The organism is Novosphingobium anseongense (assembly GCF_037482895.1).
Taxonomy (GTDB): Bacteria; Pseudomonadota; Alphaproteobacteria; order Sphingomonadales; family Sphingomonadaceae; genus Novosphingobium; species Novosphingobium anseongense.
The window spans coordinates 1,429,085-1,455,160 of sequence record NZ_JBBHJZ010000001.1 but is presented as its reverse complement, the minus strand read 5'-3'; the positions used below and the strand labels follow the sequence as shown (position 1 = coordinate 1,455,160).

The 26,076-nt window shown below is 66.9% G+C and carries 28 protein-coding genes; 9 read left to right on the top strand and 19 right to left on the bottom strand.

Translation table 11 applies throughout. From position 1 onward, the window contains the following. Positions 1 to 84: 84 nt before the first annotated feature. Positions 85 to 996, top strand: a complete 912-nt coding sequence (locus tag WG901_RS06885; protein ID WP_339586268.1) for a fructose bisphosphate aldolase — start codon at positions 85 to 87, stop codon at positions 994 to 996. Here WG901_RS06885 and WG901_RS06880 read toward each other — a convergent pair. Next, positions 993 to 1,388, bottom strand: a complete 396-nt coding sequence (locus WG901_RS06880) for a hypothetical protein (protein WP_339586267.1) — start codon at positions 1,386 to 1,388, stop codon at positions 993 to 995. The genes WG901_RS06885 and WG901_RS06880 overlap by 4 nt on opposite strands. An 86-nt stretch (positions 1,389 to 1,474) precedes the next feature. Between WG901_RS06880 and thiE the strand changes: the two genes are divergently transcribed. After that, complete coding sequence (thiE, locus tag WG901_RS06875; RefSeq protein ID WP_339586266.1) at positions 1,475 to 2,122, top strand: thiamine phosphate synthase; 648 nt, start codon at positions 1,475 to 1,477, stop codon at positions 2,120 to 2,122. Positions 2,123 to 2,137: 15 nt separating this feature from the next. Here thiE and WG901_RS06870 read toward each other — a convergent pair whose 3' ends face one another. The 8 genes from WG901_RS06870 to npdG form a co-directional block, all read right to left on the bottom strand. Further along, on the bottom strand, positions 2,138 to 2,335 hold the full coding sequence (locus WG901_RS06870) for a hypothetical protein (protein WP_339586265.1): 198 nt from the start codon (positions 2,333 to 2,335) through the stop codon (positions 2,138 to 2,140). A 65-nt stretch (positions 2,336 to 2,400) separates the two neighbouring features. Further along, positions 2,401 to 2,622, bottom strand: a complete 222-nt coding sequence (locus WG901_RS06865) for a hypothetical protein (RefSeq protein ID WP_339586264.1) — start codon at positions 2,620 to 2,622, stop codon at positions 2,401 to 2,403. Between the two features lie 124 nt (positions 2,623 to 2,746). After that, positions 2,747 to 3,274, bottom strand: a complete 528-nt coding sequence (locus tag WG901_RS06860) for a MarR family winged helix-turn-helix transcriptional regulator (RefSeq protein ID WP_339586263.1) — start codon at positions 3,272 to 3,274, stop codon at positions 2,747 to 2,749. 73 nt (positions 3,275 to 3,347) lie between these two features. Next, entirely contained in the window at positions 3,348 to 4,628 is a 1,281-nt protein-coding gene (locus tag WG901_RS06855; protein WP_339586262.1) for an MFS transporter, read from the bottom strand. Positions 4,629 to 4,693: 65 nt separating this feature from the next. Beyond that, positions 4,694 to 5,611 (bottom strand): LLM class F420-dependent oxidoreductase, encoded by a 918-nt coding sequence (locus WG901_RS06850; RefSeq protein WP_339586261.1) that lies wholly within the window; start codon positions 5,609 to 5,611, stop codon positions 4,694 to 4,696. Positions 5,612 to 5,638: 27 nt separating this feature from the next. After that, on the bottom strand, positions 5,639 to 6,496 hold the full coding sequence (locus WG901_RS06845) for an SDR family NAD(P)-dependent oxidoreductase (RefSeq protein WP_339586260.1): 858 nt from the start codon (positions 6,494 to 6,496) through the stop codon (positions 5,639 to 5,641). Between the two features lie 19 nt (positions 6,497 to 6,515). Beyond that, entirely contained in the window at positions 6,516 to 7,103 is a 588-nt protein-coding gene (cofC, locus tag WG901_RS06840; RefSeq protein ID WP_339586259.1) for a 2-phospho-L-lactate guanylyltransferase, read from the bottom strand. A gap of 1 nt (position 7,104) precedes the next feature. After that, positions 7,105 to 7,758: an NADPH-dependent F420 reductase gene (gene npdG, locus WG901_RS06835; protein ID WP_339586258.1), complete on the bottom strand. Its 654-nt coding sequence runs from the start codon at positions 7,756 to 7,758 to the stop codon at positions 7,105 to 7,107. 97 nt (positions 7,759 to 7,855) lie between these two features. Here npdG and cofE point away from each other — a divergent pair, with 97 nt between their 5' ends. From cofE to cofH, 3 genes are read left to right on the top strand one after another with little or no spacing between them, the layout of a single operon-like run. After that, positions 7,856 to 8,650 carry a coenzyme F420-0:L-glutamate ligase gene (gene cofE, locus WG901_RS06830; protein WP_339586257.1) on the top strand — a complete coding sequence of 265 codons (795 nt, stop codon included), beginning with the start codon at positions 7,856 to 7,858 and terminating at the stop codon, positions 8,648 to 8,650. Beyond that, complete coding sequence (cofD, locus tag WG901_RS06825; RefSeq protein WP_339586256.1) at positions 8,647 to 9,591, top strand: 2-phospho-L-lactate transferase; 945 nt, start codon at positions 8,647 to 8,649, stop codon at positions 9,589 to 9,591. The genes cofE and cofD overlap by 4 nt, the downstream gene beginning before the upstream one ends. Positions 9,592 to 9,597: 6 nt before the next feature. Continuing rightward, complete coding sequence (gene cofH, locus WG901_RS06820; RefSeq protein ID WP_339586255.1) at positions 9,598 to 11,928, top strand: 5-amino-6-(D-ribitylamino)uracil--L-tyrosine 4-hydroxyphenyl transferase CofH; 2,331 nt, start codon at positions 9,598 to 9,600, stop codon at positions 11,926 to 11,928. Positions 11,929 to 11,955: 27 nt separating this feature from the next. Here cofH and WG901_RS06815 read toward each other — a convergent pair whose 3' ends face one another. Genes WG901_RS06815 through WG901_RS06790 form a run of 6 tightly spaced genes read right to left on the bottom strand, consistent with a single transcriptional unit; the run spans position 11,956 to position 17,790 of the window. Then, a complete protein-coding gene (locus WG901_RS06815) occupies positions 11,956 to 13,152 on the bottom strand; it encodes an NAD(P)-binding domain-containing protein (protein ID WP_339586254.1) in 1,197 nt (398 codons plus the stop codon). Continuing rightward, positions 13,149 to 13,934, bottom strand: coding sequence for an SDR family oxidoreductase (locus WG901_RS06810; protein ID WP_339586253.1), 786 nt, complete (start codon positions 13,932 to 13,934; stop codon positions 13,149 to 13,151). Before WG901_RS06810 ends, WG901_RS06815 begins: the two co-directional genes overlap by 4 nt. Before the next feature lie 14 nt (positions 13,935 to 13,948). Further along, positions 13,949 to 14,761, bottom strand: coding sequence for an NAD(P)-dependent oxidoreductase (locus tag WG901_RS06805; RefSeq protein ID WP_339586252.1), 813 nt, complete (start codon positions 14,759 to 14,761; stop codon positions 13,949 to 13,951). Between the two features lie 4 nt (positions 14,762 to 14,765). Beyond that, positions 14,766 to 15,521 carry an SDR family NAD(P)-dependent oxidoreductase gene (locus WG901_RS06800; RefSeq protein WP_339586251.1) on the bottom strand — a complete coding sequence of 252 codons (756 nt, stop codon included), beginning with the start codon at positions 15,519 to 15,521 and terminating at the stop codon, positions 14,766 to 14,768. 4 nt (positions 15,522 to 15,525) lie between these two features. After that, positions 15,526 to 16,308, bottom strand: coding sequence for a carboxymuconolactone decarboxylase family protein (locus WG901_RS06795; protein ID WP_339586250.1), 783 nt, complete (start codon positions 16,306 to 16,308; stop codon positions 15,526 to 15,528). A 3-nt stretch (positions 16,309 to 16,311) separates the two neighbouring features. Continuing rightward, positions 16,312 to 17,790 (bottom strand): aldehyde dehydrogenase family protein, encoded by a 1,479-nt coding sequence (locus tag WG901_RS06790; protein WP_339586249.1) that lies wholly within the window; start codon positions 17,788 to 17,790, stop codon positions 16,312 to 16,314. Between the two features lie 144 nt (positions 17,791 to 17,934). Between WG901_RS06790 and WG901_RS06785 the strand changes: the two genes are divergently transcribed. Further along, complete coding sequence (locus tag WG901_RS06785) at positions 17,935 to 18,651, top strand: transcriptional regulator (RefSeq protein ID WP_339586248.1); 717 nt, start codon at positions 17,935 to 17,937, stop codon at positions 18,649 to 18,651. A 28-nt stretch (positions 18,652 to 18,679) separates the two neighbouring features. On the opposite strand, the gene WG901_RS06780 is transcribed toward WG901_RS06785, so the two are convergent. The 3 genes from WG901_RS06780 to WG901_RS06770 all read right to left on the bottom strand — a co-directional run bounded on the left by WG901_RS06780 (position 18,680) and on the right by WG901_RS06770 (position 21,541). Beyond that, positions 18,680 to 19,150 (bottom strand): VOC family protein, encoded by a 471-nt coding sequence (locus tag WG901_RS06780; protein ID WP_339586247.1) that lies wholly within the window; start codon positions 19,148 to 19,150, stop codon positions 18,680 to 18,682. Positions 19,151 to 19,343: 193 nt separating this feature from the next. Beyond that, the gene (locus WG901_RS06775) at positions 19,344 to 20,510 is read right to left on the bottom strand and encodes a sulfotransferase family protein (RefSeq protein ID WP_339586246.1); all 1,167 of its coding nucleotides are present in this window, start codon (positions 20,508 to 20,510) and stop codon (positions 19,344 to 19,346) included. Positions 20,511 to 20,650: 140 nt separating this feature from the next. Further along, complete coding sequence (locus tag WG901_RS06770) at positions 20,651 to 21,541, bottom strand: helix-turn-helix transcriptional regulator (RefSeq protein ID WP_339586245.1); 891 nt, start codon at positions 21,539 to 21,541, stop codon at positions 20,651 to 20,653. A 141-nt stretch (positions 21,542 to 21,682) separates the two neighbouring features. On the opposite strand from WG901_RS06770, the gene WG901_RS06765 reads away from it, so the two are divergent. The 3 genes from WG901_RS06765 to WG901_RS06755 are packed head-to-tail and all read left to right on the top strand — an operon-like array spanning position 21,683 to position 24,778. Beyond that, positions 21,683 to 22,477: an SDR family NAD(P)-dependent oxidoreductase gene (locus WG901_RS06765; protein WP_339586244.1), complete on the top strand. Its 795-nt coding sequence runs from the start codon at positions 21,683 to 21,685 to the stop codon at positions 22,475 to 22,477. A 40-nt stretch (positions 22,478 to 22,517) separates the two neighbouring features. After that, positions 22,518 to 23,531 carry a zinc-dependent alcohol dehydrogenase gene (locus tag WG901_RS06760; protein WP_339586243.1) on the top strand — a complete coding sequence of 338 codons (1,014 nt, stop codon included), beginning with the start codon at positions 22,518 to 22,520 and terminating at the stop codon, positions 23,529 to 23,531. Positions 23,532 to 23,533: 2 nt separating this feature from the next. After that, the gene (locus WG901_RS06755) at positions 23,534 to 24,778 is read left to right on the top strand and encodes an MBL fold metallo-hydrolase (protein ID WP_339586242.1); all 1,245 of its coding nucleotides are present in this window, start codon (positions 23,534 to 23,536) and stop codon (positions 24,776 to 24,778) included. 189 nt (positions 24,779 to 24,967) lie between these two features. On the opposite strand, the gene WG901_RS06750 is transcribed toward WG901_RS06755, so the two are convergent. Further along, positions 24,968 to 26,074: a helix-turn-helix transcriptional regulator gene (locus WG901_RS06750; protein WP_339586241.1), complete on the bottom strand. Its 1,107-nt coding sequence runs from the start codon at positions 26,072 to 26,074 to the stop codon at positions 24,968 to 24,970. Positions 26,075 to 26,076 lie beyond the last annotated feature (2 nt).

Here is a 26,076-nt window from a genome sequence, read left to right as displayed (position 1 = left end):
CACCGCTCGAATATTGCGGGGAAGCCCTCGCACCGATAACCAACCGCTCATTCGGAAACGCACGAAACCTGGGGATTTGACACGATGAACACCTCCGAGATGACCGCCAAGATCGCCGCCGGCAAAGGCTTCATCGCCGCCCTCGACCAATCGGGTGGCTCGACCCCCAAGGCGCTCAAGGGCTATGGCATTGAGGAAGGCGCCTGGAGCACCGAAGAGGAGATGTTCGGCCTGATCCATGACATGCGCAGTCGCATCATCACCTCGCCCGTCTTCACCGGCGAGAAAGTGCTCGGCGCGATCCTGTTCGAGCGCACGATGGACGGCCAGGCTGGCGGTCAGCCGGTGCCGCAGGCGCTGATCGAAAAGGGCATCATCCCCTTCATCAAGATCGACAAGGGTCTCGAGGACGAAGCCAACGGCGTCCAGCTGATGAAGCCGATGCCCGAGCTCGACGCGCTGCTCGCCAAGTCGAAGGCGCTGGGGGTCTATGGCACCAAGGAACGTTCGGTGATCAACTCGGCGAACCGCGAAGGCATCGCCGCGATCGTCGCGCAGCAGATCGAGATCGGCCTGCAGGTGCTCGCCGGCGGCCTCGTGCCGATGCTCGAGCCCGAGATCAACATCAAGAGCGATACGCGCGCCGAGTGCGATGCGATCCTGCTCGACGAACTGACCAAGCAGCTTTCGGCCATGCCGGGCGAGGCCAAGGTCATGCTCAAGCTGTCGCTGCCGGTCGAGCCGGGCAAGTACGACAGCCTGGTCGATCATCCGCGCGTGCTGCGCGTCGTCGCGCTGTCGGGCGGCTACCAGCGTCCCGAGGCCTGCGCCGAGCTGGCTAAGAACCGTGGCATCATCGCCAGCTTCAGCCGCGCGCTGCTCGAGGACCTGCGTTCGCAGATGAGCGACGACCAGTTCAACGCCTCGTTGGGCGGCGCGATCGACGAGATCTACAAGGGCTCGACCGAAAAGACCGGCGCTGCCGTCAGCGCCTAGTCGCCAATCAGTTCCAGCGCGGGACGGCCGCGCTGGAACTCGAAGCCGAAGCGATAGGCACGCGGCGCGATCGCGCGCTGTGGCGTCGTCCGCTCGGGCACCACGGCGCTGAGCTGGATCGCCCCGCCGCGCACCGCCAGCGGCTCACCCAAGGTCAGCTCACGCACCGTGCCGGCCACCCGCGCCGAAATCCGCACGCGCCCGGCCCAGATGCAGCGCGCGTTCTGCGGGCAGCGGCTATCCTCGATCACGCGCAGCGGCGTCACGCGCAGGCCGTGCACGCGTACGGTCTCGCCGAGCCGGGCGAGCGCGCGGTCGGACGCGGGCGGCGCGGCATCAGCCAGCGAAGCGGTGAGGAGCAGAGGGGCGAACAGGGCGGCGGCTTTTCTCATGTGCGCGTTTCAACGCCAGATCGCCTGAACATTTCCCGAATGGCTTCACACTGGCGCAAGCGCGACAGCGACATTATGAGCGCGGGATGATCGAACCCGCAGACGACAAACGCCCCGCCTCGAAGCTCTATCTGATCTCGCCGCTCGACGTCGGCGGTGCCTTTCCCGATCGGCTGGCGCGCGCGCTCGATGCGGGCAAGGTGGCGGCGTTCCAGTTTCGCGTGAAGGGGATCGATGATCATGCCGCCGCCCTGCTGGCAGAGCCGCTGCAGCGCATCTGCGACGATCGCGAGGTGGCCTTCATCGTCAACGATTCGATCGGCTTGGCCAAGCGCCTGGGTGCCGACGGCGTGCATCTGGGGCAGGAGGACGGCGACGTCGCCGACGCGCGCGAGCGCTTGGGCCGCGACGCGCAGATCGGCGTGACCTGCCATGCCAGCCGCCATCTCGCGATGGAAGCGGGCGAGGCCGGCGCCGACTACGTCGCTTTCGGCGCCTTCTTCGAAACCACGACCAAGCAGACCGAACACCGTGCCGAACTCGAGACGCTAACCTGGTGGCAGGCGGTGTTCGAGATCCCTTGCGTTGCGATCGGCGGGATCACGCCGGCCAACTGCGCGCCACTGGTCCAGGCCGGCGCCGATTTCCTGGCGGTGTCGGGTGCGGTGTGGAACGGCGAGGAGGCCGCTGCCGTGCGTGCTTTTCACGAGGCGATTGCTGCGGCGCGGGCCTGAAAGGCGCTCGGCGCCTCAGCGCATCATCAGCATGATGCCCCAGGCAAGGCCGGTCGCGGCAATGAACAGCGGCCAGGACCATTCGAAGGCTTGCCCAGCGATCGCGAGTTCGTGAATTTTCAGGAAGCCGCCGGTCGAACCGCCGCTGTGGATCACGGTTGATACGACAAAGGTCAGGATGCCGCCCAAGAGCAGCGCTTTGATCAGCGACATTCGTGCCTCCCTCAGGCCTTGCGATCGATAGTCTAGCCGCTCGTGAAGCTTCGGCCAAGCGGTGCCTAGCCGCGGCTGGCCTTGGCCATGCGCGTGACGAGCAGGCAGTTGATCGCCATCACGCTCAGGAAGAACGGCCAGGACCAGAAGACCGGATAACCGGCGAGGTTCGCGTTTTCCAGGGCCAGGAAGCTCGAGCGGGCCGCACCGGATCCCGAGGCTCCGACGAGTGCGGCGACGAACAGGGTCAGTATCGTACTGGGCACGAGTGCTTTCATCAGGCTCATGGTCTTTCCCTCCATTCCCTTGGCCCCGACGTAGTCCCACGACAGTCGATAGACTTACGTGGTTGGGGCGGAATGAAGCGATGGCCTTAGCGGCGGAGTAACCGTGTTCGGACCGCAGCCTGTATCATTCGGGCCACTCGGGCTCGCGCGCCAGCGCGCGCAGCACTTCGGCAGCGATGCGCAGTTCGGTCGCGTCGAAGCCCGGCAGGCGACGGTGAACGATCGCGGAGAATTCCGCGCGGACCTCTCCACTCGCCTGCTGGCCCAGCGGGGTCAGCGTCAGCTCGGTCTTGCGGCGATCGTCCTTCCCCGGCCGCGATTCGATCAGTCCGGCATCGGTCAGGCGGACGAGCTCGGCCGTGATGAGGCTGCGGCCGACGCAGAACACCGAAGCCAGTTCGAGCGGATAGGTGACCCCGTTCGAAACGACGTTGAGAATCCAGGCGCCGCGCGGGCCGAGATTGTAGCGCTCGGTGACCTTGGCCGTGGCTGCACGCAAAGCACGTTGGCCGAACGCCAGCCCCTCTGCCAGGAAGGCGACCTCGCCGGCCGAAAAATCCGCGCCGTCGGGCTTCGCCGGACGCTCTGGCGTCTGACGGTTGAGCTCGCTCGAGAAGTTGCGCAGGGTCTTTTCGCGGTCGACGTGGTTCACGGCCACCTCATTGCGCGCCGCGTCGTCGCAGGCAAGAGCTTTGGTGCTGCGCCGGTTTAGCGAAAAGACGCATCTATTCCGCGGGTGCGGGTTGGGCGGAAAGGTCATCCGGCGACGTTGGTGCGGTGAACCGCGGGTAGGGGCCGAGACCGGCAAACAGCATTGCACAGACGAACATGACCGGCGCGGCGGTCCACAACAGGCCAGTGTAGCTGCCTGTGGCATCGTGGATGGCACCGGCAAGCAGCGGGCCGAACGAGGTGCCCGCCATCATGGCGCTGGCGATCGTGCCGAAGATCGCTCCGAAGTTCCGGAGCCCGGCATAGCGCGAGATCAGATAGGTGCTGACTTGCAGCCCCGCGCCGCCGGCAAAACCGAGGCAGAGCGTGCCGAGCAGGAGTTCGCCGCGCGTGCCGAAGGTGTCGAGCAGCAGGAAATAGCCCAAGCCGCCGATCGCGAAGCTGCCGACGGGGACCAGGCTGCCCTGGAAACGGTCCAGCAGCCAGCCGGCCAGGAACTTGCCGACGAGACCCGCCACGCCGGCGCTGGCGGCGATCTCGACAGCCTGGCCGCGGGTCATGCCGGTTTCGGTGAGGAGTGGCACGAGATGCACGGTGACCCCGGCGCCGGCGAAAGCCATCAGCAGGTTGGCAAGGGCGATGCGGATCACGCGAGAATCGCGGCAGGCTTCAGCGATCGTGAGCCCAGGCAGGCGACCGTCACCGCCCTTGGCGGCGGCCGCCTGGCGTTGGCCCAGCGCGTGGGCATCGTGGAAAAACAGCGCCACCAGCAGCGCGCCTAGGCCCGCCCAACCCAAGCCGATGTAGAGGTAGGCCTCGCTCCAGCCCTGGCTCTGGATCAGGGCGTTGGCGATGAGGGGGGCGAACACCTGCCCCAGAGCGGAGCCGCTCAACACGGCCGCGAGCGCGAGGCCGCGGCTGGTCGAGAACACGCTCGAGGTGCCTGCGCTCCAGACCGTCGACTTGATTGCTACCGAGCAGAGCGAAAACACGAGCCAAAGTCCGAACCACTGCGTCAGCGAACCATCGGCGAGGCTGAACAGCGAGAAGGTGGCGCCGGAAAGGATCAGGCCGTAGAGCGCGATCCGGCGCGAGCCGATGCGATCGAGCACCGCGCCCATGGGTGGACCGACGAAGGTGGCGGTGAGGCCGAAGATCGTCAGCCCCACGGAGATCTCTGCGCGGCTCCAACCGAAGGCTTTTTCGAGTGGCTCCATGAAGGTGCCGAGCGAATAGGTGACCATCGAATAGAACGAGAAGCCGACGAGCCCCGCGACGATCAATGGCCAATGCGCCTTCCATTCCTGGAGCGCCGTCCGTTCCGCCTCGATCATCGCGGGCTTCCTTCCCTGAATGGGCCGGTCCTTGATGAACCGGTCCCTGTTGACTCATGCCATCGTCAGTCGACCTTGCTGATCACCTCTTCGCCGAACTGGCGAGCGAGGTCGCACCATTCGCTGCGGCTCGTGGCGAGCACGCTCGCGCCCGAGCCCTGAACGCCGATCGACTTCATGTGCGCGTAGTGGTCGATCGCCTCCTGCGCGTTGAAGCCCGGCTTGATCTGGAACGTGCTCGAAGCGATCACCGGCGGCGGTACGGCGCGGCCGACCTTCTCGCTATGCACCTTCATGTATTCGATCGCTTCGATGATGTCGTCGTCGCCGTCGATGCTCGCGGTGCGTGCCGTGTCTGTCACCATCTTGGGGACGATGAACGGGTGCCAGGCGTCACCGAGCTCGACGGTGCGGCGCAGCGCGCGCTTCGAATTGCCGCCGACGAGCAGCGGCGGGTGCGGCGTCTGTACGGGGGTCGGCAGCACACGATTGCCGACGGCGGTGTAGCCGGTGCCCTCGAACGAGAAGTCCTCGCCGGTCCAGGCGAGCTTCATTGCGCGCATGTATTCGTCCATCAGGTCGTTGCGGCTGTCGAAGTCGACGCCGAGCGCCTTGTATTCGGGCTTCAGATAGCCCGCGCCGAGACCCAGGATCACGCGACCGTTCGAGAAAGCGTCGAGCGAGGAGACCGCGCGCGCTGTGATGAACGGGTTGCGGTAGGGCAGGACGACGATGTTGGTCTGGAGCCGCAGCCTGGTGGTCACGGCCGCGACCATCGACAGCATGACGAAGGGATCCTGCGCATAGTGGCCGCCGTTGTCGAGCCAGCGGTAGGACGGCACCGGGTGATCGGTGACCGTGCCCGACCAGAAGCCGGCGTCCTCGGCCGCCTTGGAGCATTCGTGGACCGCCGCCATCGACACGAACTCGTCGCCGTGCTGGATGTGGTCGAAGGGAAGGGTTACGCTGAGTGTGAAGGTCATTGTTTAAGTCCTAAAGATATCTGAAAATTAATCGGTGACTTCGGGCGGCAGGATCCAGTCCTGCTGGCTGTTGCGAACCCAGCCGCTCGAGGCCCAGGAGCCGCCGTCCACGGGCAGGATCGTGCCCGTGACGTAGCTGGCCATCTTCGAAGCGAGGAAGACCGCGGCCATGCCGCATTCGGTGTCGATGCCGGCGCGGCCCGCGGGCACACGCGCGGCGACCGAGGCTTCGGCGCTCGGTCCGGGGACGTACCACTTGGACTCGTCGACCGGGCCGGTGAAATTGCCGCGGATGCCCGGGGTGATCGTGATGTCGGGCGCGATGGTGTTAACACGGATGCCGTATTCGGCGAGTTCGAGTGCGAGCGTGCGCGTCAGGTTGTTGATGCCCGCCTTGCAGGCCGCATAGACCGCGTAGCCGGGTGCCGCGCGCGAACCTTCGATGCTGGACACGTTGATGATCGAGCCGCCGCGCTTGCCTTCGATCATGATCGGGATTGCGGCCGAAGTGGCAGCCAGGTTGCTGACCAGGTTGAGGTCGATGTGGCGGCGCCAGTTCTTCTCCTGGAGGTCCTTGAAGTGCCGCCGTGCGACGCCGCCGGCATTGTTCACCAGAATGTCGAGTCGGCCGAACTTGGCACCGGTTTCGGCTACGGCCTCGGCGACTTTGTCGGTTTCCATGACGTTGTAAGGGAAGGTCAGAACCTCGCGGCCGCGCTCGCGGACCCGCGCGGCGACTTCCTCGCAGCGCTCGGGCACGTTGTCGATTACGGCGACGTTGGCACCCATGTCGGCCATGCACAGCGCGATCGCGCGGCCGATGCCGCCGCCGCCGCCGGTGACGAAGGCCACCTGGCCGGAAAGGTCTATCGCGCTGGCATCCATGTTTCCCGTATCCTCTTTTCTAGCTTGCCGGTTTTAGCAAGTCCGCCGCATCGGACAGGTCTTCGGGCTCGTCCACGTCGCGGGATAGCCCCGGACTGTGTATCTCGCTGATCCTCAGGCCCATCCGCCCCGCTTCGGCGTTGTGCAGGGCAAAGCTGTCAGTCCCGAAGGCGAATGAAAAGCCCCTTGCCGCGGGCAGGGGCAAGGAAATCGCGTTGGTACCGGTACCGTGGCGGTCGGGGGCAATCGCGATCTCACCTTCGGGCGCGGCGGCGAGCAATTCGAGATCGCGCGCGGTCACCAGTGGCAGGTCGCCGTGGATCACGATCAGCCGTGAAGCGCGGCCATCGGCCGCCGCCAATGCAGCGGCGGCAGCGGCGTTGAGCCCCTGGCCGGGGTCGACCATGATCATCACGTCATCGAGGATCGTGCGCGCCGATCCGATCAGCCGCACTTCCTCGACATTGCGTGCACCGCGCGCCGCGTCGAGCACGCGCGTGAGCATCGCGTCGACCAGCTCCGCGCGCGCGGTCTCGTCGAGCACGCCGGCCAGCCGGCTCTTGCTTTCCGGCGTGGCCCTGAGCGGAATGATCGCCCAGACCGACATCCTATGGAAGCGCGGGGGCCGTGGTCAGGCCGGTGAAGCGGATGCCCGCGCCGTCGGCCTTGTAGGTCTTGTTCATGTAGATCAGCAGCGAAGTGATCGCCTCTGCCGCGGCCGAATTGACCAGCGCGCCGCCCGAAAGCCCGCGCAGGTCCATGTCGTTGACCAGGCCGACGACGGTATTGCGCGCTTCGATGTCGTCGCTGAACACCAGCACGTCGCAATCGACCTTCGCGTCGGTGTCGAGGATGTGCGCCGCGACGTTGTGGAAGGCGGTGACGAACCGGACGCCGGGACCGAGGTGTTCGCGCGCTTCCGCCGCGGCGCTGCCCGCGGCCGGAAGCTGCACGCGCATGACCTTGGGCGGGACCAGCGGCACGGTCGTGTCCACCACGATCGCCGAGCCGACCTTGTCCTTGATCTGCTTGAGCGTGGCTTCTTGGTTCTCGTAGGGCACGGTGACGATGACCACGTCCTTGCCCTGCGCCGCGTCGTCGTTCGACGCGCCCTTGGTGCCGAGACCCATCTCGGCGGCGATGCCTTCGGCCTTATCCGCCGCGCGCGAACCGATGGTAACGTCGTGTCCCGCCTTGGCGAGACGGCGGGCGATGCCCTTGCCGAGGTGGCCCGTGCCGCCGATGACCGCGATGGTTGCCATGTGAACTCTCCGGATTCTGTCGTTGCTTGCAGGGGCTCATGCCGATAGCGGCAGGGAAGGCCAAGCCATAAAAACGAAATTGCGAAGGATTTTTCCTGTGAGCGAACAGAACGAGGCGTCCCGATCGCTGACGGTCACGCCTTTGCACGGCATGCCGCTGTTCTCTACCGGAACTTGCGTCGCGCGTGAAATCGCCGCAGCGATGGCACGCGAAGGGGATGCGCTGCGCGACGGCGACGTGGTCGTGGTGGCGCAGAAGATCGTGTCCAAGAGCGAGGGTCGCACGGCGCGGTTGAAGGAGGTGGTGGCGGGCGCAGAGGCCGTGCGCATCGCCGGAGAAACCCAGCGTGACGCCGCCGCCGTCCAACTCATCCTCGACCAGTCGAGCGAGATCATGCGCGCGCATCCCGCCGCGATCATCGCGCGCCACAAGACCGGGCACGTGCTGGCCAATGCCGGTATCGACGCCTCCAACGTCGAGGGCGGGGAGGACGATACGGTGCTGCTCTGGCCCGTCGATCCCGACGCCAGTGCCCGCGAGATCCGCGCCGAGCTGCGCGACCTGACGGGCGCGACACCGGCCGTGGTGATCGCCGACTCGATGGGCCGCGCCTGGCGGATCGGCACGTTGGGCACGGCGATCGGCTGCGCGGGGCTCTGCGTGGTCGACGATCGCCGCGGCGCGGATGAAGACCTGTTCGGAAGGACCTTGCAGGCGACGATGATCGCCGTCGCCGACGCTGTCGCGGGAGCGGCGGTGCTGGCCATGGGCGAGGGCGCCGAGGGCACGCCCGCGGCGCTGGTGCGCGGCGTGGGGCGCTGGGTATCGACCGAGGATGGGCCGGGGACGACCGCAGGTCTGCGCCCGGTGGAACAGGATATGTTTCGATGAGCGGACACATACTCGCGCTTTCGGGCGGCGTCGGCGGTGCCAAGCTGGCGGCGGGTCTCGCGGCGGTGCTGCCGCCCGAGGACCTGACCATCGCGGTCAACACCGGTGACGATTTCGAACACCTGGGCCTGACGATCTGCCCCGACATCGACTCGGTGACCTATGCGCTGGCCGGGCTCAACGACACCGTCCGCGGCTGGGGCGTGGTCGACGAGTCCTGGCGGACGATGGAACGGCTCGGCGCGCTGGGCGAGGAGAGCTGGTTCAACCTCGGCGATCGCGACATGGCGATGCACCTGGCGCGCTCGTGGCGGCTGCGCGCGGGCGAGAGCCTGTCCGAAGTCACCGCGCGGCTGACGCAGGCGCTCGGCATCGGGCCGCGCGTCGTGCCGATGAGCGACGCGCCGGTGCGTACCCAGGTCGAGACCGAGGACGGTTGGCTCGACTTCCAGCACTATTTCGTGCGCGAGCAATGCCGTCCCGCGGCAAGGGCGATCCGCTTCGACGGGACGCCGGGCGCGGCGATGTCGCCGGGGCTGGCCGAGGCGCTGGCGCGGCCCGATCTTGCCGCGGTGATCCTCTGCCCGTCGAACCCGTTCCTCAGCGTCGATCCGATCCTCGCGGTCGACGGCGTGCGCGATGCCCTGGCGGCGCGCAAGGTGCCCTTCATCGCGGTCTCGCCGCTGGTCGGCGGGCAGTCGCTCAAGGGGCCGCTGGGCAAGCTGCTCGGCGAACTCGGCCGCGAGAACAGCAACGCCGCGATTGCCGCGCACTATGCGGGGCTGCTCGATCACCTGATCATCGACGAATCCGATGCGGCCGACGCCGAGGGCTTGCGCGCCATGGGCATTTCGGTCACGGTGGCTCCAACAGTCATGTACGGAGCCGCTGAACGGGAGCAGCTCGCGCGCGTAGCACTGTCAGCAGCCCGACTTGGATAGGATGACATGGCTCTTGCTGACCGTGAACTGATTGCACGCGTACTCGACACACCGCTGAACGACCTCCTGGCCGAAGCCCGCGCCCGCCGCGATGGCCGTGCAGGTCCGTTGACCCCGGCGCGGATGACCTATTCGCCCAAGGTCTTCATCCCGCTGACGCGGCTCTGCACCGACGTCTGCCACTACTGTACCTTCGCGACGACGCCCTCGCGGCTGCACGCGCCCTACCTGAGCCCCGAGGAAGTCCTCCAGATCGCGCGCGACGGCGCCGAGGCGGGCTGCAAGGAAGCGCTGTTCACGCTCGGCGACGCGCCCGAGCGCCGCTATGCCGCCGCGCGCGAGTGGCTGGCCGAGCACGGCTTCGAGCGCACGATCGACTACGTCCGCCATTGCGCCGAACTGGTGCTCAAGGAGACGGGCCTGCTGCCGCACGTCAACGCCGGCGTGCTCGAGGAAGATGACTACCGCATGCTGCGCCCGGTCGCGGCGTCATGCGGGCTGATGCTGGAATCGACCTCGGAACGGCTGCTCGAAAAGGGCCAGTCGCACCACGGCTCGCCCGACAAGGTGCCCGCCGTGCGCCTGGCCTCGCTCGAAGCCGCGGGTCGCGCCAGGGTGCCGATGACCTCGGGCATCCTGATCGGCATCGGCGAGACCGCCGAGGAGCGCATCGAGTCGCTGATCGTGCTGCGCGACCTGCATCTGGCCCATGGCCACCTGCAGGAAGTCATCGTCCAGAACTTCTGCCCCAAGCCGGGCACCAAGATGGCCGGAGCGCCCGAAGCGACCGAGCAGGATTTCCTGCGCGTGGTCGCCGCGGCGCGGATTATCCTGCCCGATGAAGTCTCGGTCCAGGCGCCGCCCAATCTCAACGACGAGCGGCTGGTCGAACTGATCGACGCGGGCATCGACGACTGGGGCGGCATCTCGCCCGTCACCGCCGACCATGTTAACCCCGAGGCCGCCTGGCCTGAGATCGAGCGGCTCGAGGCCATCTGCGCCAAGGCCGGCCTGCCGCTGGTCGAGCGTCTGACGATCTACCCGCGCTTCGTCGCCACCGACGACCGCTCGTGGATCGACGCCAAGCTCCATCCCTTCGTGCTCAAGCTGTCCGACGCCGAAGGCCTCGCGCGCGATAGCCTTTGGAGCCCGGGTCTCTCGGATCATGCGCCCGCCAGCCCGGCCCTGCCGCTGGGCAAGCGCCATTCGGGTCCGACCACGCCGGCGCTGCACCGCATCCTCGACAAGGCGGCGGGCGGCAACGAGCTGTCGGTCGACGAGATCGTCGCCCTGTTCGCCACGCGCGGCGCGCAGGCGCAGGCGGTGGTCGAGGCGGCCGACGACCTGCGCAAGCAGGCCAAGGGCGAGACGGTGACCTATGTGGTCAACCGCAACATCAACTATACCAACATCTGCACGCACACCTGCTCGTTCTGCGCCTTCTCGAAGACCAGCTCCAAGGCCGGCTTCCGCGACAAGCCCTACGACCTCGACCTGTCCGAGATTGCCGACCGCGCGCGCGAGGCTGTGGCCAAGGGCGCGACCGAAGTCTGCCTCCAGGGCGGCATCCACCCGCGCTACACCGGCGATACCTATGCGAGCATCGTCAAGGCGGTGAAGGATGCCTGCCCGGACCTCCACGTCCACGCCTTCTCGCCGCTCGAGGTGACCCAGGGCGCGCAAACGCTCGGCGTCTCGGTCAGCGACTATCTCAAGCGGCTCAAAGACGCCGGGCTGGGCTCGTTGCCCGGCACCGCGGCCGAGATCCTGCACGACGACATCCGCGCGCAGATCTGCCCCGACAAGCTGACCACGCGGCAGTGGCTCGACGTCGTACGCGACGCGCATCTCGTGGGCCTGCCGACGACCTCGACGATCATGTACGGCCACCTCGAACGCACCGAGCATTGGGCCGCGCACCTGCTCGAACTGCGCCGGCTGCAGGTCGAGACCGGCGGGTTCACCGAATTCGTGCCGCTGCCGCTCGTCCACATGGAAGCGCCGTTCTATCGCAAGGGGCAGAGCCGCAAGGGCCCGACCTGGCGCGAGGCGCTGATGATGCACGCGGTCGCGCGCATCGTGCTGTTCGGCCAGATCGACTCGATCCAGTGCTCGTGGGTGAAGCTCGGCGTCGACGGCGCTTCGGCCGTGCTCGCGGCAGGGGCGAACGACCTCGGCGGTGTGCTGATGAACGAGTCCATTAGCCGCGCCGCGGGCGCAAGCCATGGGCAGGAGTTGACGGTGGATCAGCTGTTCGAAGCGGCCTCTGCGGCGGGGCGGCCGCTCAAGCAGCGGACGACGTTGTACAAGGATGTGGTGAAGCTCGAAGACGCGTGAGATCCTTCCCTTGCAGGGGAGGATCGTTCACCCGCGCATGTAGACCGTCAGCGAGGTAATCTTCCCCGCATCATCGAACCGATAGTGATTGGTCGTGTTCCGCACGGTCCCATCGGGCAATTTCGCCTCGATCTCGACCGCGATCCCCTCCGCGCCCACGAACCGCGCGCCGGGCGTGGGGAAGGGCGAGCCCGATCCGAACACCATCTGCTGGAACTCGCGGATCGCCGGCTTGCCCTGAAAACTCTGCCCATTCGGCAGCGCATAGCGGGCGTCCTCGGCGAACAGCGCGATCCAGGCGTCCATGTCCTTGGCGCGCACCGCGGCGAAATAGGCGTCGACCGTCGCGCTGGGATCGTTCGGCCGCGGCTGGCCCTCGGCCTCGGCCGCCGCGCGCCGGATGCGGGCGAGCATCGCGTCGCACGATGCCAGCAGCGCCGACAGCGCGGTCGTTTCCGAGACGTCGAGCTCGCGGCAGTGGTCGACGTCCTTCTTGAGCAGGTCGTGGAGCCCCTTGAGCGAACCCGTCGCGCCGGTACCCTCGCGCGGCTGGACCATGCCGGGGCCGACGCGCAAGGCGAAGCTTTGCGCCGAGCCCGCGTTGAACGCGTCGATCAGCTGCTGGCGATCGAAGCCCATGTCGACGCCAAGATCGACGATCGCCGCCGACATGCCGTAGTTGGCGATCGAGATCAGGTTGTTGAGCAGCTTGCCCTCCTGCCCGCGGCCGACCGGGCCGAGGTGCGCGAGGTTTCGGCCGATGGCTTCGAGCCACGGCCGCGCCGTCTCGACATCGGCGGGATCGGCGCCGACGAACAGCGAGAGCTGCCCCTCGATCGCCGCCGGGCCACCGCCTGAAACGCCGACGTCGACGAAGCCGACGCCGTGATCTTTCGCTTTCGCCGCGAGCTTCTGCGCGAGTTCGGGCGCGACCGTCGAATGGAGGATCACGGTGCCGCCTTCACCCAGCGCCGCGAACAGCGCGCCATCGCCGCACAGGCTTTCGAGCTGCGCGTCGGTGCGCACGCAAATGCCGAGCATGTCGGACTCGCGCGCCGCCTCCAGCGGGTCCTTGGTCTTGTGCGTGCCGGGCTCGTCGAAGGCCGCGAGCATCTCGTCCGACAGGTCGCAGCCGATGACGTCGAACCCGTTGCGCGCGAGCCGCCGGGCGATCGGCGCGCCCATCGAGCCGAGGCCGATGAAGCCGGCACGCAGCTTGCTCACGGCCGCATCACCCAGCCGCCGTCGATGTGGATCACCTGGCCGGTGATCCAGGCGCCGGCCTGAGAGCTCAGCATGATCGCCGCGCCGACCAGTTCTTCGGGCTCGCCGCGCGGGCGGGTGGCGCAGGTCATCTGCAGGAACTGGATGAAGGGGCTGTCGTCGGGCACCAGCATCTTGCCCGCGTCGGACTTGACGTTGCCCGGCGCGATCGCGTTGCAGGTGATGTTGTCCTTGCCATAGCGCTTGGCCAGCGAGGTGGTCAGGCCGACGAGCGCGAGCTTGGTGATGCCGTAGAGCCCGGTGGCCGGGAAGGCGCCGCCCGAGGTCTGGTTGATGATGCGCCCGCCGCCGCGCTCGCGCATCGAAGGGGCGACAGCACGCGCGCAGAGCAGCGCGCCGGTGGTGTTGACCGCGAAAGCCTTGTTCCAGGCGTCGATGCCTACGGTCTCGAGATCGTCGTAGGACACGTCGACCATCAGTGCGGCGTTGTTGATCAGGATGTCGACGCCGCCGAAGGCTGCCTTGGCCTCGGCCGCCATGGCCAGGGTCTGCTCTTCGCTGGAGACGTCGACGCCCACGGCGATCGCCTTGCCGCCGGCGCCGATGATCTCGTCGGCCACGGCCTGGGCACCGTCCTTGTTGAGGTCGGCGACGACCACCGAGGCGCCGGCATTGGCGAAGCCGAGCGCATAGGCGCGGCCGATCGAATTGCCGCGGCCGCCGGCGCCGGTGACGACGACGACTTTGCCATCGAGGCGGAACTGGTCGAGGGTGAATGCCATTATTGGGTAACTCCCTAGGAGGATTTTGGGGGATTGGCCGCGGCGAGGAAGCGCGCGGAAATAGCGGCGATCTCGTCAGCGCCGTCGTGGCCGGGCAAAATCGCCTTCAGCAGGTTCATGTCCTTGAGCAGCATCGGCGCGCCGGTGGTGAAGGCCGCGGGCGAGGGCAGGCGCGCGAAGACGCCGAAGCCGAAGGAGTTGCCGCTGCTCGCGCCGATCAGCTCGATGAAGGCCTTGCGGTCGATGTCGAGCGCCTGGGCGGCCTCGATCGCCGCCTGGGCGACGCCCATGTGCGCCGAGAGCATGGCGTTGTTGACGATCTTGGCACGCTGGCCGGCGCCGGCGGGGCCGAGCAGCGGGATCAGCCGGCCGAAGGTCTGGAACACCGGAAGTGCCGCTTCGTAGGCCTCCTGCCGACCGCCGCACATGACGGTGAGCGTGCCGGCCTCGGCACCCGGCGAGCCGCCGCTGACCGGGGCGTCGATCAGGAACAGGCCTGCCGCGTCGCATTGCTCTTCGAGCTTGGCGACGGTCTCGGGCAGGATCGTCGAGTGGATGGCGATGCGGCCGCCGCGCTTCATCACGGGCACGAGCTGGTCGGTGATCGACAACACGTCCGTGTCGTTGACCACGCAGATGCCGACATGGTCGCAGTCCGCGCCGAGTTCGGCGACGGTGGCTGCGGCCTTGGCGCCTTTGGCGGTATAGGCCTCGAGCACTTCGGGGCGCCGCGCCCAGACGACGAGGTTCATGCCTGCGTCGACGATGCGATGCGCCATGGGGCCGCCCTGACTGCCGACGCCGATGAAACCGATGGTTTCGCTCATGGTATCAACCCGCCGTGATGCCGGCATCGATCGAGATGCAGGCGCCGTGATAGGAACGGCCCGCCGGCGAGGCGAGCATGGTGATGAGGTCGGCGACGTCGTCCACCTCGACCAGGCCGCGCAGGCCCGAGAAGCGCTTGATCAGCTCGTAGTCGACGCCTTCGGGCATGGTCATGCCATTGGCGATGTTGGTCATCATGCCGCCCGGCGCCACGGCGTTGATGCGGATCGGCTGCTTGACGTATTCCATGGCCATCGCCTTGGTCATGTTCACGATGCCGGCCTTGCTCGCACAATAGGCGGCGGCATAGGCCTCGCCGATCAGCGCCGCCGAGCTGGCGCAGTTGACGATCGCGCCATTGGTTTCGAGCAGGTGCGGTATCGCCGCCTGCGAGAGGAAGAACGGCGCGTTGAGGTTGATCGCGATGGTCAGCAGGTAGAGCTCCTGGTCCATCTCGTGACTGTTGGCGAACTTGATGATGCCTGCGATGTTGCACAGCGCGTCGAGCCGGCCGAAGCGGGTGACGGCGGCGGCCACGGCGTTCTTGCAGGCCGCCGGATCGGCGAGGTTGGCGACGTGCACCAGCACCTCGGCGCCGCCCAGCAGCCCTGCGGTCTCGGCCAGCGCCTCGGCGTTGACATCGACGATCACCAGGCTCGCGCCGGCTTTCGCCAGCTTGATCGCGGTCGCGCGGCCCAGGCCCGAGGCGGCGCCGGTAACCAGCGCGACCTTGTCCTTCATATCGATTGGTAGTGCCATTGGTTCACCCGTGCCAGGGAAGGCCGGCTTCGACCTTCTTTGCCATTTCCATGATCACGCCGTTGACCAGCGACGCGCGCGGCCAGCCGGCGTGGACGCCGTATTGCAGCGAGAACTCGAGCATCTCCTCGCGCGTGCAGTTGCCGCTCGCCATGCCGGCGTGGAAGTGCGACTTGATCGGGATCTCGGCGGCGCTGTTGGCCACGCCGACCAGGGTGATCCAGCGGCGCGCGCGCTCGTCGAGGCCGGGACGGCACCACATTTCGCCGAAGACGAAGTTGTTGATCGCTTCCTGGAACGGGTTTGACGAAGGACCGCCGGGAAAGGTCATGGTCTTGGTGAATTCGGCCTGGCCCTTCTCGCCGCGGGCGACCGGATCCCAGGCCTCGGCGCGGATCGGCGGGCAGTCCGCGGGCTTGAGCCCCAGTGCCTGCTGCGCGCGGCTGTTCGCCGCGTCCCATTCCAGCCCGCGCGGCCAGCCGCCGTAGACCGAGAGGTGCAGCGCGCCTTCGCGCAGTTCCGCGAGCGTCAGTTCACCGCTCCTGAGCGCGCCGCGGACGTAGCCGTCGATCATCGCTTCGGGCGCGGCGCTCATCACCGCGCTGGCGATCGAGATCAGGTAGCGCGAGCGCCGGTCGAGACCGGGCCGGCTCCACACCTCGGCATAGACGAAGTCGCGGATCGATTCCTCGACCGGCGACACCGGCGCCTGGGCCGGCTGGCCGTTGACTTCGGCCTGCAGCGCAAGGCCGCGGTCACTTCTTTCCTTGGGATCGAGCAATGCCATGGGTCAGCCCTCCGCCGCGATGTTCATCCAGATGTTCTTCGGCTGCAGGAAATCGTGCAGTCCTTCAACGCCGCCGAGACGGCCGTGGCCGCTCTGCTTCCAGCCGCCGAACGGCACATTGGGTTGCATCGCCTCACCCGATCCGTTGACGTGGATCTGGCCGGCCTGCAGTTCCCGGGTAACCGCGTGGGCGCGGCGCAGGTTCTGCGTGTGAACATAGGCGCCCAGGCCGTAGTCGGTGCCGTTGGCCAGGGCGATCGCCTCTTCCTCGGTGTCGAAGGGGGTGACGACGAGGACGGGGCCGAAGACCTCCTGCTGGGCGATCTCGCTGTCGTTGCCGACGTCGGCGAGAACGGTGATCGGTAGGAAATAGCCATCGGCGTGGTCGCCACCGAGCCGCTCGCCGCCGACCACGACGCGTGCCCCCTGGTCGATGCCGCGCGAGACCATGCCCGAGATGCGGTTGAGCGCGGTCTCCGAGATGACCGGGCCCATGAAGGTGGTCGGCTCGAACGGATCGCCGACCGAAATATGCGCGGTCATCGCCGCCAGCGTCTGCAGGTAGGGCTCGTAGATGCCGCGCTGGACCAGCAGGCGCGTGCCGTTGACGCAGCCCTGGCCGTTGGCGCTGACCGCGCCCGACATGCCGCGCTTGGCCGCGCCGACGAGATCGGCGTCGTCGAACACGATCACCGCCGACTTGCCGCCGAGTTCGAGCCCGCAGGGCTTGAGCGTCTGCGCGGCGTTGGCGAGAACCTTCTTGGCAGTGTTACCCGAGCCGATGAACTGGATCTTGTCGATGCCCGGATGCGCGACCATTGCCTCGCCGGCCTCGATGCCGCCGGTGACGAGGTTGACCACGCCGGCGGGGAAGCCGGCCTCGAGCAGCAGCTCGACGAGCTTCATGGCCGAATAGGGCGCGAGGTCGGGCGACTTGAGCACGACCGTGTTGCCCGCGGCGAGCGCCGGCGCGAGGATCATCGTCGAGGCGAACAGCGGGCCGTTCCACGGCACGATCGCGCCGATCACGCCGAACGGCTCGTAGGACACGTAGTCGTGCGCCTGGCCCTGCCACATCGGGATCGTACGGCCGTGGATCTTGTCTGCCCAGCCGCCGAAATAGCGGAACTTCTGCGCCGCATCGAAAGCCATGTGGCCCGAAGCGATCGAGATCGAGCCGTTCTCCGAAGTGAGCGAGGGCGCGAGTTCGGCCGCCTTGGCTTCGATCAGCGCGGCGAACTTGAAGAACAGGTCGCGGCGCTTGTCGCCGGGCATGGCGCGCCAGGCAGGGAACGCTGCACGCGCGGCCGCGACCGCGCGATCGACGTCGGAAGCGCCGGCGAGGGCGATCTCACGCGTAACCTTGCCCGTGCCCGGATAGATGTGCGCGATCGTTTCGCCGCTGCCCTTTTCCTCGAAGGAATCGCCGATGATCAGCGGATAGCGCGGCAGCGCGTCGAGCGCCGGTTGCCTGAAGGCCATGATATCCTCTCCATATCGACGCGGCATGCCCGCGCCCGAATCGAACCGGACTTTAATATGCTTGTTTTTAGGCTGGCAAGCGGATTCGGTTCGGCATATCTTCGGGATGATCGATAAAAACATGCATATAATTGGAAATTGCCGATGGTCGAAGAGGTTGAGGTCAAGAACGCGGGCAAGCGGCAACTCGTCCAGGCGACGACCGAGCGACTGCGCGAGCTGATCTATGCGCGCGAGCCCGACGAACTGATCGGCTCGCTGCCCGATCTCGCGCGGCTGCTGGGGGTCGGCATCGTCACGGTGCAGCAGGCGGCGCGCCTGCTTGAGCACGAGGGTGCGCTCGAAGTGCGACGCGGGCCGGGGGGCGGCTACTATGGCCGGCGGCCAGATGCGGCGGCGCTCGAACGCTCGCTGGGGGCCTATCTGCGCACGCGCCCGCACGGCTGGGAGGAGGCGCTCGACATGACCTCGCTGCTGTTCAACGAGCTCTGCGCCGCGGCCGCGCGCGAGGGCGATGCCGCGTTCCACCCCGAACTGCGCGCGATCGCCGATCGGGTCGATCTCTGCGAGCGCGACATCGATACGGGCGAATGGGAAGAGGCCTTCCAGGACCTGCTGTTCCGCATGGTCGAGCGCCCGCTATTCGAGTTGCTCACGCGCGTGACCTTGCGCTTTGCCACGAGCCGCCCCGTGGGGACGCCGTCGATCTACCACGACGGCGCGTCGATCGAGGGGTGGAAGGCGGGGCGTCATCGCATCATCGATGCGATCCTCGCGCGCGACGGCGCGCTGGCGCGGTTCGAGGCCGATCGCAGCAACCGCCAGGTCGTGCTCGGCTGGATCGAGCGGCAGCGGGGGTAATTCCTCCCCGGCACAGGGAGGAATTAAGCTACATCGCCCGGATCTGATCCCAGGCGGCGTCGGTCATCCAGGTATATTCTAGGTAGTGGCCGAAGAGCTTGCGGCCGTCGAGGTAGAGGAACTTGAGATTGTCCCCGCCCATGTCGCGCTCCATCGCGAGCGGCAGATCCTGCTCGTCGACGCGCTTACGGAAGTCGGCCCAGTCCTTCACGCGGAAGCAGACCTGGTGGAAGCGCAGCGGTCCGCCGTTCGACGGAGCATTGGCATAGATCCCCAGCGGATCCTCGATCGCCTGGATCAGCTCGTACTGGATGTCGCCGATCCAGATGAAGCAGAGCCGCACCTTGTTGATCACTTCGCGTCCGTCGGGGCCGTTTACCGGCTGGTCGACCTCGATGATGTGCGGTTCGTGCGTCATGCCGCGGTCGCGGAACGAGGCGATGCCTTCCTCGAGATTGTCGCAGACGAAGCCGAGCTGGTAGAGCTGTCCTTCGAGCATTCGATCACACTCCCATCCGAATAAAGATCAACCGTCATCCTGAACGTGTTTCAGGATCCATCGTGCAGCCTGCGTAGAGGCCTGTAGGAAAGGCGCGACCGCGCCGCCGTTCCATTCCTGAGGGCTCCGCCGAGAACCGAGGAATGGACCCTGAAACGCGTTCAGGGTGACGGGATTGGATCGGAGATTCCGCCTACTTCCCCTCGGGCTCGACGTCGTAACGCGACAGATAGCGTTCGAACTGCGGCTCAAGCGCTTCCTTCGACAGGCCGAACTGCGCCAGCTTGTATTCGTGGACGCCAAACTTGTCCTGCGGGTTGTCGTCGACCCAGCGCTGGATGCCGGCTTCGGCCTCGGGCGTGAATTCGTCGCCGAGCGTCGCGTAGAGCGCCTTGGTCGTGCCGACGGGATCGCGCATCAGGTCGGCGTAGTGGACGTCGACGATCTTGTCTTCACCGAACTTGTCGCGGAAATCCATGATCCGGTTGGCGTGCTGGACCTGCTGCCACGAGTAGTTCTTGCCGAGCCACTCGTAGTCGGGCGCGCCGAGGAACATGCGGTGGCTGAGCTGGATCAGGCTCGCGAGCGAACCGGTCGCGGTATAGGGATCGCGGTGCGTCCAGATCACGCGCGCGTCGGGGTAGACCTTGAACAGCGTCTCGAGGAACAGCGAGTGCGACGGCTTCTTCAGGTTCCAGGTGCCGGGCGCATTGTGCTGGAGCACCTGGAGGAACTTCTTGTGGTACTCGTAGGACGAGGTCATGTCGCAGTTGAAGATGAACTCGCCGTACTTGGGCAGGATGCCCTTGGACTCGATCATCAAGGTCTTGAAATCGCCCGCCATCATGAACACGCATTCGTTCGGATAGACCGCCGAGCCGCGGTAGAACTTGCCCGCTGCGGGGTTGGCCGCGAGCATCGCGCGTTCCTGTTCGAGCCGGGCGAGGGCGCGGGGATCGGTGTAGAGCGTGTCGGGCGTCGCCGGCGGCACCGGATCGTCGATTTCCCAGGTCAGCGGCGAGCGGCGGCCCGGATCGGCGGCGAGCAGGTTCGACATCAGGGTCGTGCCCGTGCGCGCCATGCCCATGACGAAGACCGGGCGCTCGATCGGGCGATCGAGCAGTTCGGGGTTCTGCTTGAGATAGTCGGCGATCTTCAGGCGGCTGCGCAGGTAGTGCAGCGTATCGGCCTTGGCGCGCTCGATGCCGGCCTCGGTATAGCGGCCGATCGCGATGCCGTCGTTGAAGTCCTCGACGAAGACGTCGAGGCCCTCGCGATAGGTCTCGGCGTCGAACGCGTCGATGCCGGTGTCCTTGTGCGCCTGTTCGACGAGCGCATCGGCGTTGATGAGATTGGCCAAGGTCAGGTTGTCCTCTTCCCGGTGTCTTGCTTTGGGGCGCGGTCGCCCGTTGGGTGAGAGCTAACGCCTTGCGGGCAGGGGTTGGCAATGTGGTTCCATCGCCGGATCTGGCCAGTGAATCGAAATCAGGACAAGACCGTTCAGGCCGTCCTTATACCCCGCGTCTGCCGCTGCCGGAACTGGCTCGGGCTGATCCCCACCGCTCGGCGGAAGGCGAAAGTGAAGCTCGAGGGCGAGGAGAAGCCCATGGTGAAGGCTATCGTCTTGACGTTCTCGCCGGCCACCAGCAGGCGTTTGGCGCCTTCCATGCGGCGGCTCTCGATGTAGTCGCCGATCGAGCAGCCGCGGCTGACCTTGAAGCCGCGCGTGAGCTGTCGGACCGAGATGTTGCAGAGCTCGGCGAGCTCGCCGAGCGCGGGTGCGACAGGATTGTCGGCTAGGCGTTCGTCGATCAGCCGCAGCCGCCAACCGGCGAGACCGCCTGTGGCCGGGCGTTCGTCGACCTCGAGGCAGAAGCGCGCGAGTTCGATCGCCAGTTCACCGGTCAGAAATTCGAGCATGCGGTCGGCGGCGAAGCCGGGGTGACGCACCTCCTGGGTCAGTCGAAACAGCAGGGCCCGCACGCGCGCGCTTGTCAAATCCGCCGTGGCGACGAGCTTCTGGTCGTTCCAGGTGAGGTCATAGCCGATCACGGCGTTGACCGCAGCGCGATCGAGAAAGCAGAGCAAGGACGCTTGACGACCGCTGTCGCCCTTGATGTGCAGGGCCTCGCCCGGCGGGATCATGAAGATGTCGCCCAGCCGCTCGAAGCGGTGCGGACCCCAGTGCTCGTGATAGCAGGCGCGCGCGTTGAGCGGGCGCGGCGTCAGGCACATGTTGATCTGGTAGCAGTCGGGATCGCGCAAGGTGGACTCGGTCGGCGCGGGGATGTCGTAGCGCACGAGCTGGGCCACGGCGTCCTGGCCGCGCAGTTCGGCATCGACGATGATCGTCGCTTCACGGGAGATGACCGGATCCTGTCCCAGCGGCATGGCGCTATTGTGTCTCTAATTTGATTGTCTGGCCGGGAATCTACAGGCAGCGCGGTTGCGGCACAAGCGGCGCGGGAGGAAGTCTCAGGGCATGACGCGCCCGGAACACCGGCGCATGTTCCGACACACGAGGAGAGACTGATGGCTAAGGGCTTGTTCGACTGCACCGGCAAGGTGACCCTGGTCACCGGCGGCAACGGCGGCATCGGCCTGGGCTTTGCCAAGGGCATTGCCAAGCAGGGCGGCGACATCGCCATCTGGGCGCGCAATCTCGAGAAGAACGCCGCCGCCAAGGCCGAACTGCTCGAAGCCGGCGCGGGCCGCGTCGAGACCTATGTGGTCGACGTGTCGTCCGAGGACGCGATCCTCGCGGGCTACGAAAAGTTCATCGCCGATTTCGGCCGCATCGACTGCGTCTTCGCCAATTCGGGCGCTTCGCCCCGCTACGACTCGGTGTTCGACATGCCCACCGATCACTGGTTCGAGTTCCAGAAGACCGCGCTGCACGGCGCCTTCTTCACCTTGCGTGAGGCCGCGCGCCACATGAAGTCACGCGCAGAGGCCGGCGAACCCGGTGGCAGCCTGGTCGCCTGCGGCTCCGGCTCGCTGTACCAGGGCCTCGCCGGCAAGATGGAATATGCCGGCTCGAAGTGCGCCGTGGCCGGCGTGATCCGCAGCCTCGCGGTCGAGATGGGCCAGTACGGTGTGCGCGCCAACGTCGTCGCCCCGGGCCTCATCATCACGCCGATGATGGGCGCGGCCGATGGCCCGGCGGCGCAGTATCTCGAAAAGACCTACGGTCCGCAGACGCCGGCCAAGCGCGTCGGCTATCCCGAGGACTTCGAAGGGATCGGTGCCTATCTCTGCTCCGATTCCTCGAGCTTCCTGACGGGGCAGACGATCTACATCGACGGCGGATACCAGATCCGCCCCTGATCGACGTAAAACCAAGAACAGATCGGAAGGAGAGACCGCCATGCCCATCCTCAACATCCATGAGGTCAACGACGTCCGCCTCGATCCGAAGGAGCCGCCGGTTCCGGGCGACAAGGACGTGGTGATCAAGGTGAAGGCCTGCGGCATCTGCGGCAGCGACCTGACCTACATCAAGTATGGCGGCATCATGCGGCAGCCGGGCGGCGTCACCCCGATCGGCCACGAGGCCGCAGGCGAGGTCACCGCCGTGGGCAGCGCGGTCGAGGGCGTGTCGGTCGGCGATCGCTTCGCGATCAACCCGATGAACACGCCGAGCAACATCGGCAGCGGCGGCCCCGAGGGTGCCTTCACCGATCAACTCCTCGTCGCCGAGGCGCGCGTCGGCGACAACCTGCTGCCGATCCCCGCCGACGTGCCGTACGAGATCGCCGCGATGACCGAGCCGCTTTCGGTCGCGCTCCACGGCGTCAACCGCGCCGAGGCGAAGGCGGGCGACAAGGTCGTGGTCTTCGGCTGCGGCCCGATCGGTCTCGGCATGGTGCTCTGGCTGGTCGATCGCGGTGCGCATGTCGTCGCGCTCGATCTCTCGGACGAGCGCTTGGAGCGCGCCAAGGCGCTCGGCGCCAATGCCGTCATCAACCCGTCGCGCGAGAACGTGCGCGAGCGGCTCGAGGAACTGCATGGCACGGCCCAGCTGCTCAACCGCAGCGCGGTGGGCACCGACGCCTTCATCGATGCGGCCGGCGCGCCTAACATCCTTATGGACGTGGTCGGCATGGCCAAGTTCCACGCGCGGCTGGTTGTCACTGCCGCAGTGATGAAGCCGGTCGAGCTCAACCTCGGCACGATGCTCACCAGCGAGATGACGATCACCACGGCCATGGGCTATCCGACCGAGATGCCCGAAGTCGTCGCCGCGCTGCCGCGGCTCAAGGACAAGATCGCGACGATGATCAGCCACCGCCTGCCGCTGAGCCAGGTGCTCGACGGCCTCAAGATCGCGGCCACGCCCGAGAGCTGCAAGGTGATGATCCACGCGGACGAGGACGCCTGACCATGAGCGAAGCCAAGACCCAGCCCAAGCTTGCCGATCTAGTCCGTTCGGGCGATGCCCAGACCGAAGCGGTCGAGATCACGCCCTTCGTGTTCCTGGCGCGCGGCATATCCAACGCGCACCTCGTCACGACGAGCGACGGCGACGTGATCGTCAACACCGGCATGCCGGAAGACGGTGAACGCGCTGCCAAGCTGTTCGCACCGCATCGCACGGGTCCGATCCGTTACGTCATTCTGACGCAGAGCCACGCCGACCACTTTGGCGGTGTGCCCGAATTTCAGGAAGCTGGCACGCAGATCGTCGGTGGACCCGGCTACAACGACGCGCTCGGCGACATGATGGGGCTGCAGTCGTTCTTCGGTCAGCGCACCTTCAAGCTCTGGGGCTCGACGCTCAAGCGCGACACGCCGCCCAAGCCGATCCCGCAAGTGAAGCCCGATATCCTCGTCGATCGCGAGCTGACGCTCGAGGTCGGCAATCGCACCTTCCAGCTGATCTCGGCGCCCGAGGGCGAGACGATCGACAACATCGTCGTGTGGATGCCCAAGGAGAAGATCGTCTTCACCGGCAACACCTTCGGCCCCGTCTGGCTGTCGATGCCGTTCCTCAACACCCTGCGCGGCGACAAGCCGCGGCTGGTCAAGACCTACCTCAAGAGCCTCGAGAAGATCCGCGACCTCGGTGCCGAGATCGTCGTCACAGGCCATGGCGAGCCGATCGTCGGCAAGGACAAGATCCGCGAGGACCTCGACCGGATGCACGCGGCGGTCAGCCATGTCCGCGACTACACGCTCGAGGGCATGAAGGCGGGCAAGTCGGTGCACGAGCTGATGCGCGAGTTCGCCTGGCCGAGCAATCTCCAGATCGGCGAGTTCCACGGCAAGGCGAGCTGGGCGGTGAAGTCGATCTGGCGCGAGTATTCGGGCTGGTTCCACTACGAGGACGGCACCACCGAGCTCTACGGCGTGCCGCGCTCGTCGGTCGATGCCGACCTGGTGGAACTCGCCGGCGGCGCGGACAAGCTGGCCGAGCGGGCCAAGGTCCGGCTCGATGCCGGCGAGGCGCTGGAAGCGCTGCATCTCGTCGCGATCGCACTCGGCGCCGAGCCGGCCAATCGCCCGGCGCTGACGGTCAAGAAGGATGCCTCCGCGCTGCTGCTCGAACGCTCGGGCCAGAGCAATCTGAGCGAGACCATGTGGCTGCGTTCGGAGATCTCCGCGGTGGAGAAGGCGCTGGAGAGCTAAGGCTCTCCAAGACCACAACCGTCACCCTGAACTTGTTTCAGGGTCCATCGTGCCGCCTGCTCTCCGGTCGCGGGATATATACGGCGGCTCGGTTGCGCTTATCGATCGAGCGCCGTGCTGGCGGAGAAATGGACCCTGAAACAAGTTCAGGGTGACGACCTGGGGAAGGGGAGGCAGGCTGCCAAACCCTCACGCAAACGGCGCGAGCCCGGTGAGCATCATGCGCACCAGGTCGGCCTGGCCGCTGGCGCCGGTCTTGGCGTAGATTCGCTTCGAATAGTTGCGCGCGGTCTCCTGCGTGAGCTGCAGTTCCGCGCCGGCTTCGACGATCGAGCGGCCTTGGCTGATCGCTTCGGCCAAGGCTGCCTCGCGTGTCGACAGGCCTAACGTGGCCGCGACCACCGGCGTCGCGCTCTGGGCGTTCTCGCGCCGGTCCTGCCGGACGAGGCCCACCGAATAGCCGCTGCTGAGTGGGCTGTCCGACGCGACGGGCGCACGGCGCAGCAATACGTCCTTGCCGAGCCTCTCGTCGAAACGCACCGTCCGCCGCGCCTCGGGTCGCGCGGTCGACAGCTCGCGGCAGGCGGCGTTGAGCGCCTGCGCAGCAACGGCGCGGAGCTGGGCGCGGCCCACCGACTGTCCGGTGTTCTGTATGTCGAGTTCTTCGGTGGCGATGGCATCGGCGATGATCGCTTGGCCGGCGGGGTCGAAAATCGCCTGGCCGACGCCGAGCAGCGCCAGCGCGTCCTCGGCGATCGTCGCGCGCAGCCGCAGGCCGCGCAGTTCCATGAGCATCGCCAGGGCCAGCGCGAAATGGGGCGCCAGCGATGAGAGCAGGGCGCTGTCGCCCGCACCGAAGTCGAGCCGGTCGTGAAGCAGCACCAGCCAGGCGTTGTGATCGCCCTTGGCGACGATGCGGATGAAGCGTGCGTGCGCGACCCAGGCGGCGTCGAGCACGCCGCGCTGGCGCTGCATCGCCTCGGGGCTCTCGGGAAGCGTCGTCTCCTCGAGCGAGTAGACGCGGTTGGGGCGCAGCGAGGCATAGGGCAGCAGCCCGGCCTCGCTGAAGGCCTCGAGATCGAAGGGCGTCGCGCTTGGTGCATAGCCATGGACGCGGATCGTGCGCCGGATCGGCGGCATGCCCGACATGCCGCCGGGGCGGATGAACAGATGCAGCCGCTGCGCGCGCGTCCGTGCGAGCAGGCGATGTAGGAAGGTGTCCCACAGCGGCTCGTCTTCCAGCCCCGTGAAAAGTGGCAGGAGAAGGTCGCGTTCGTCTGTCGTTCCGAGCGCCATTA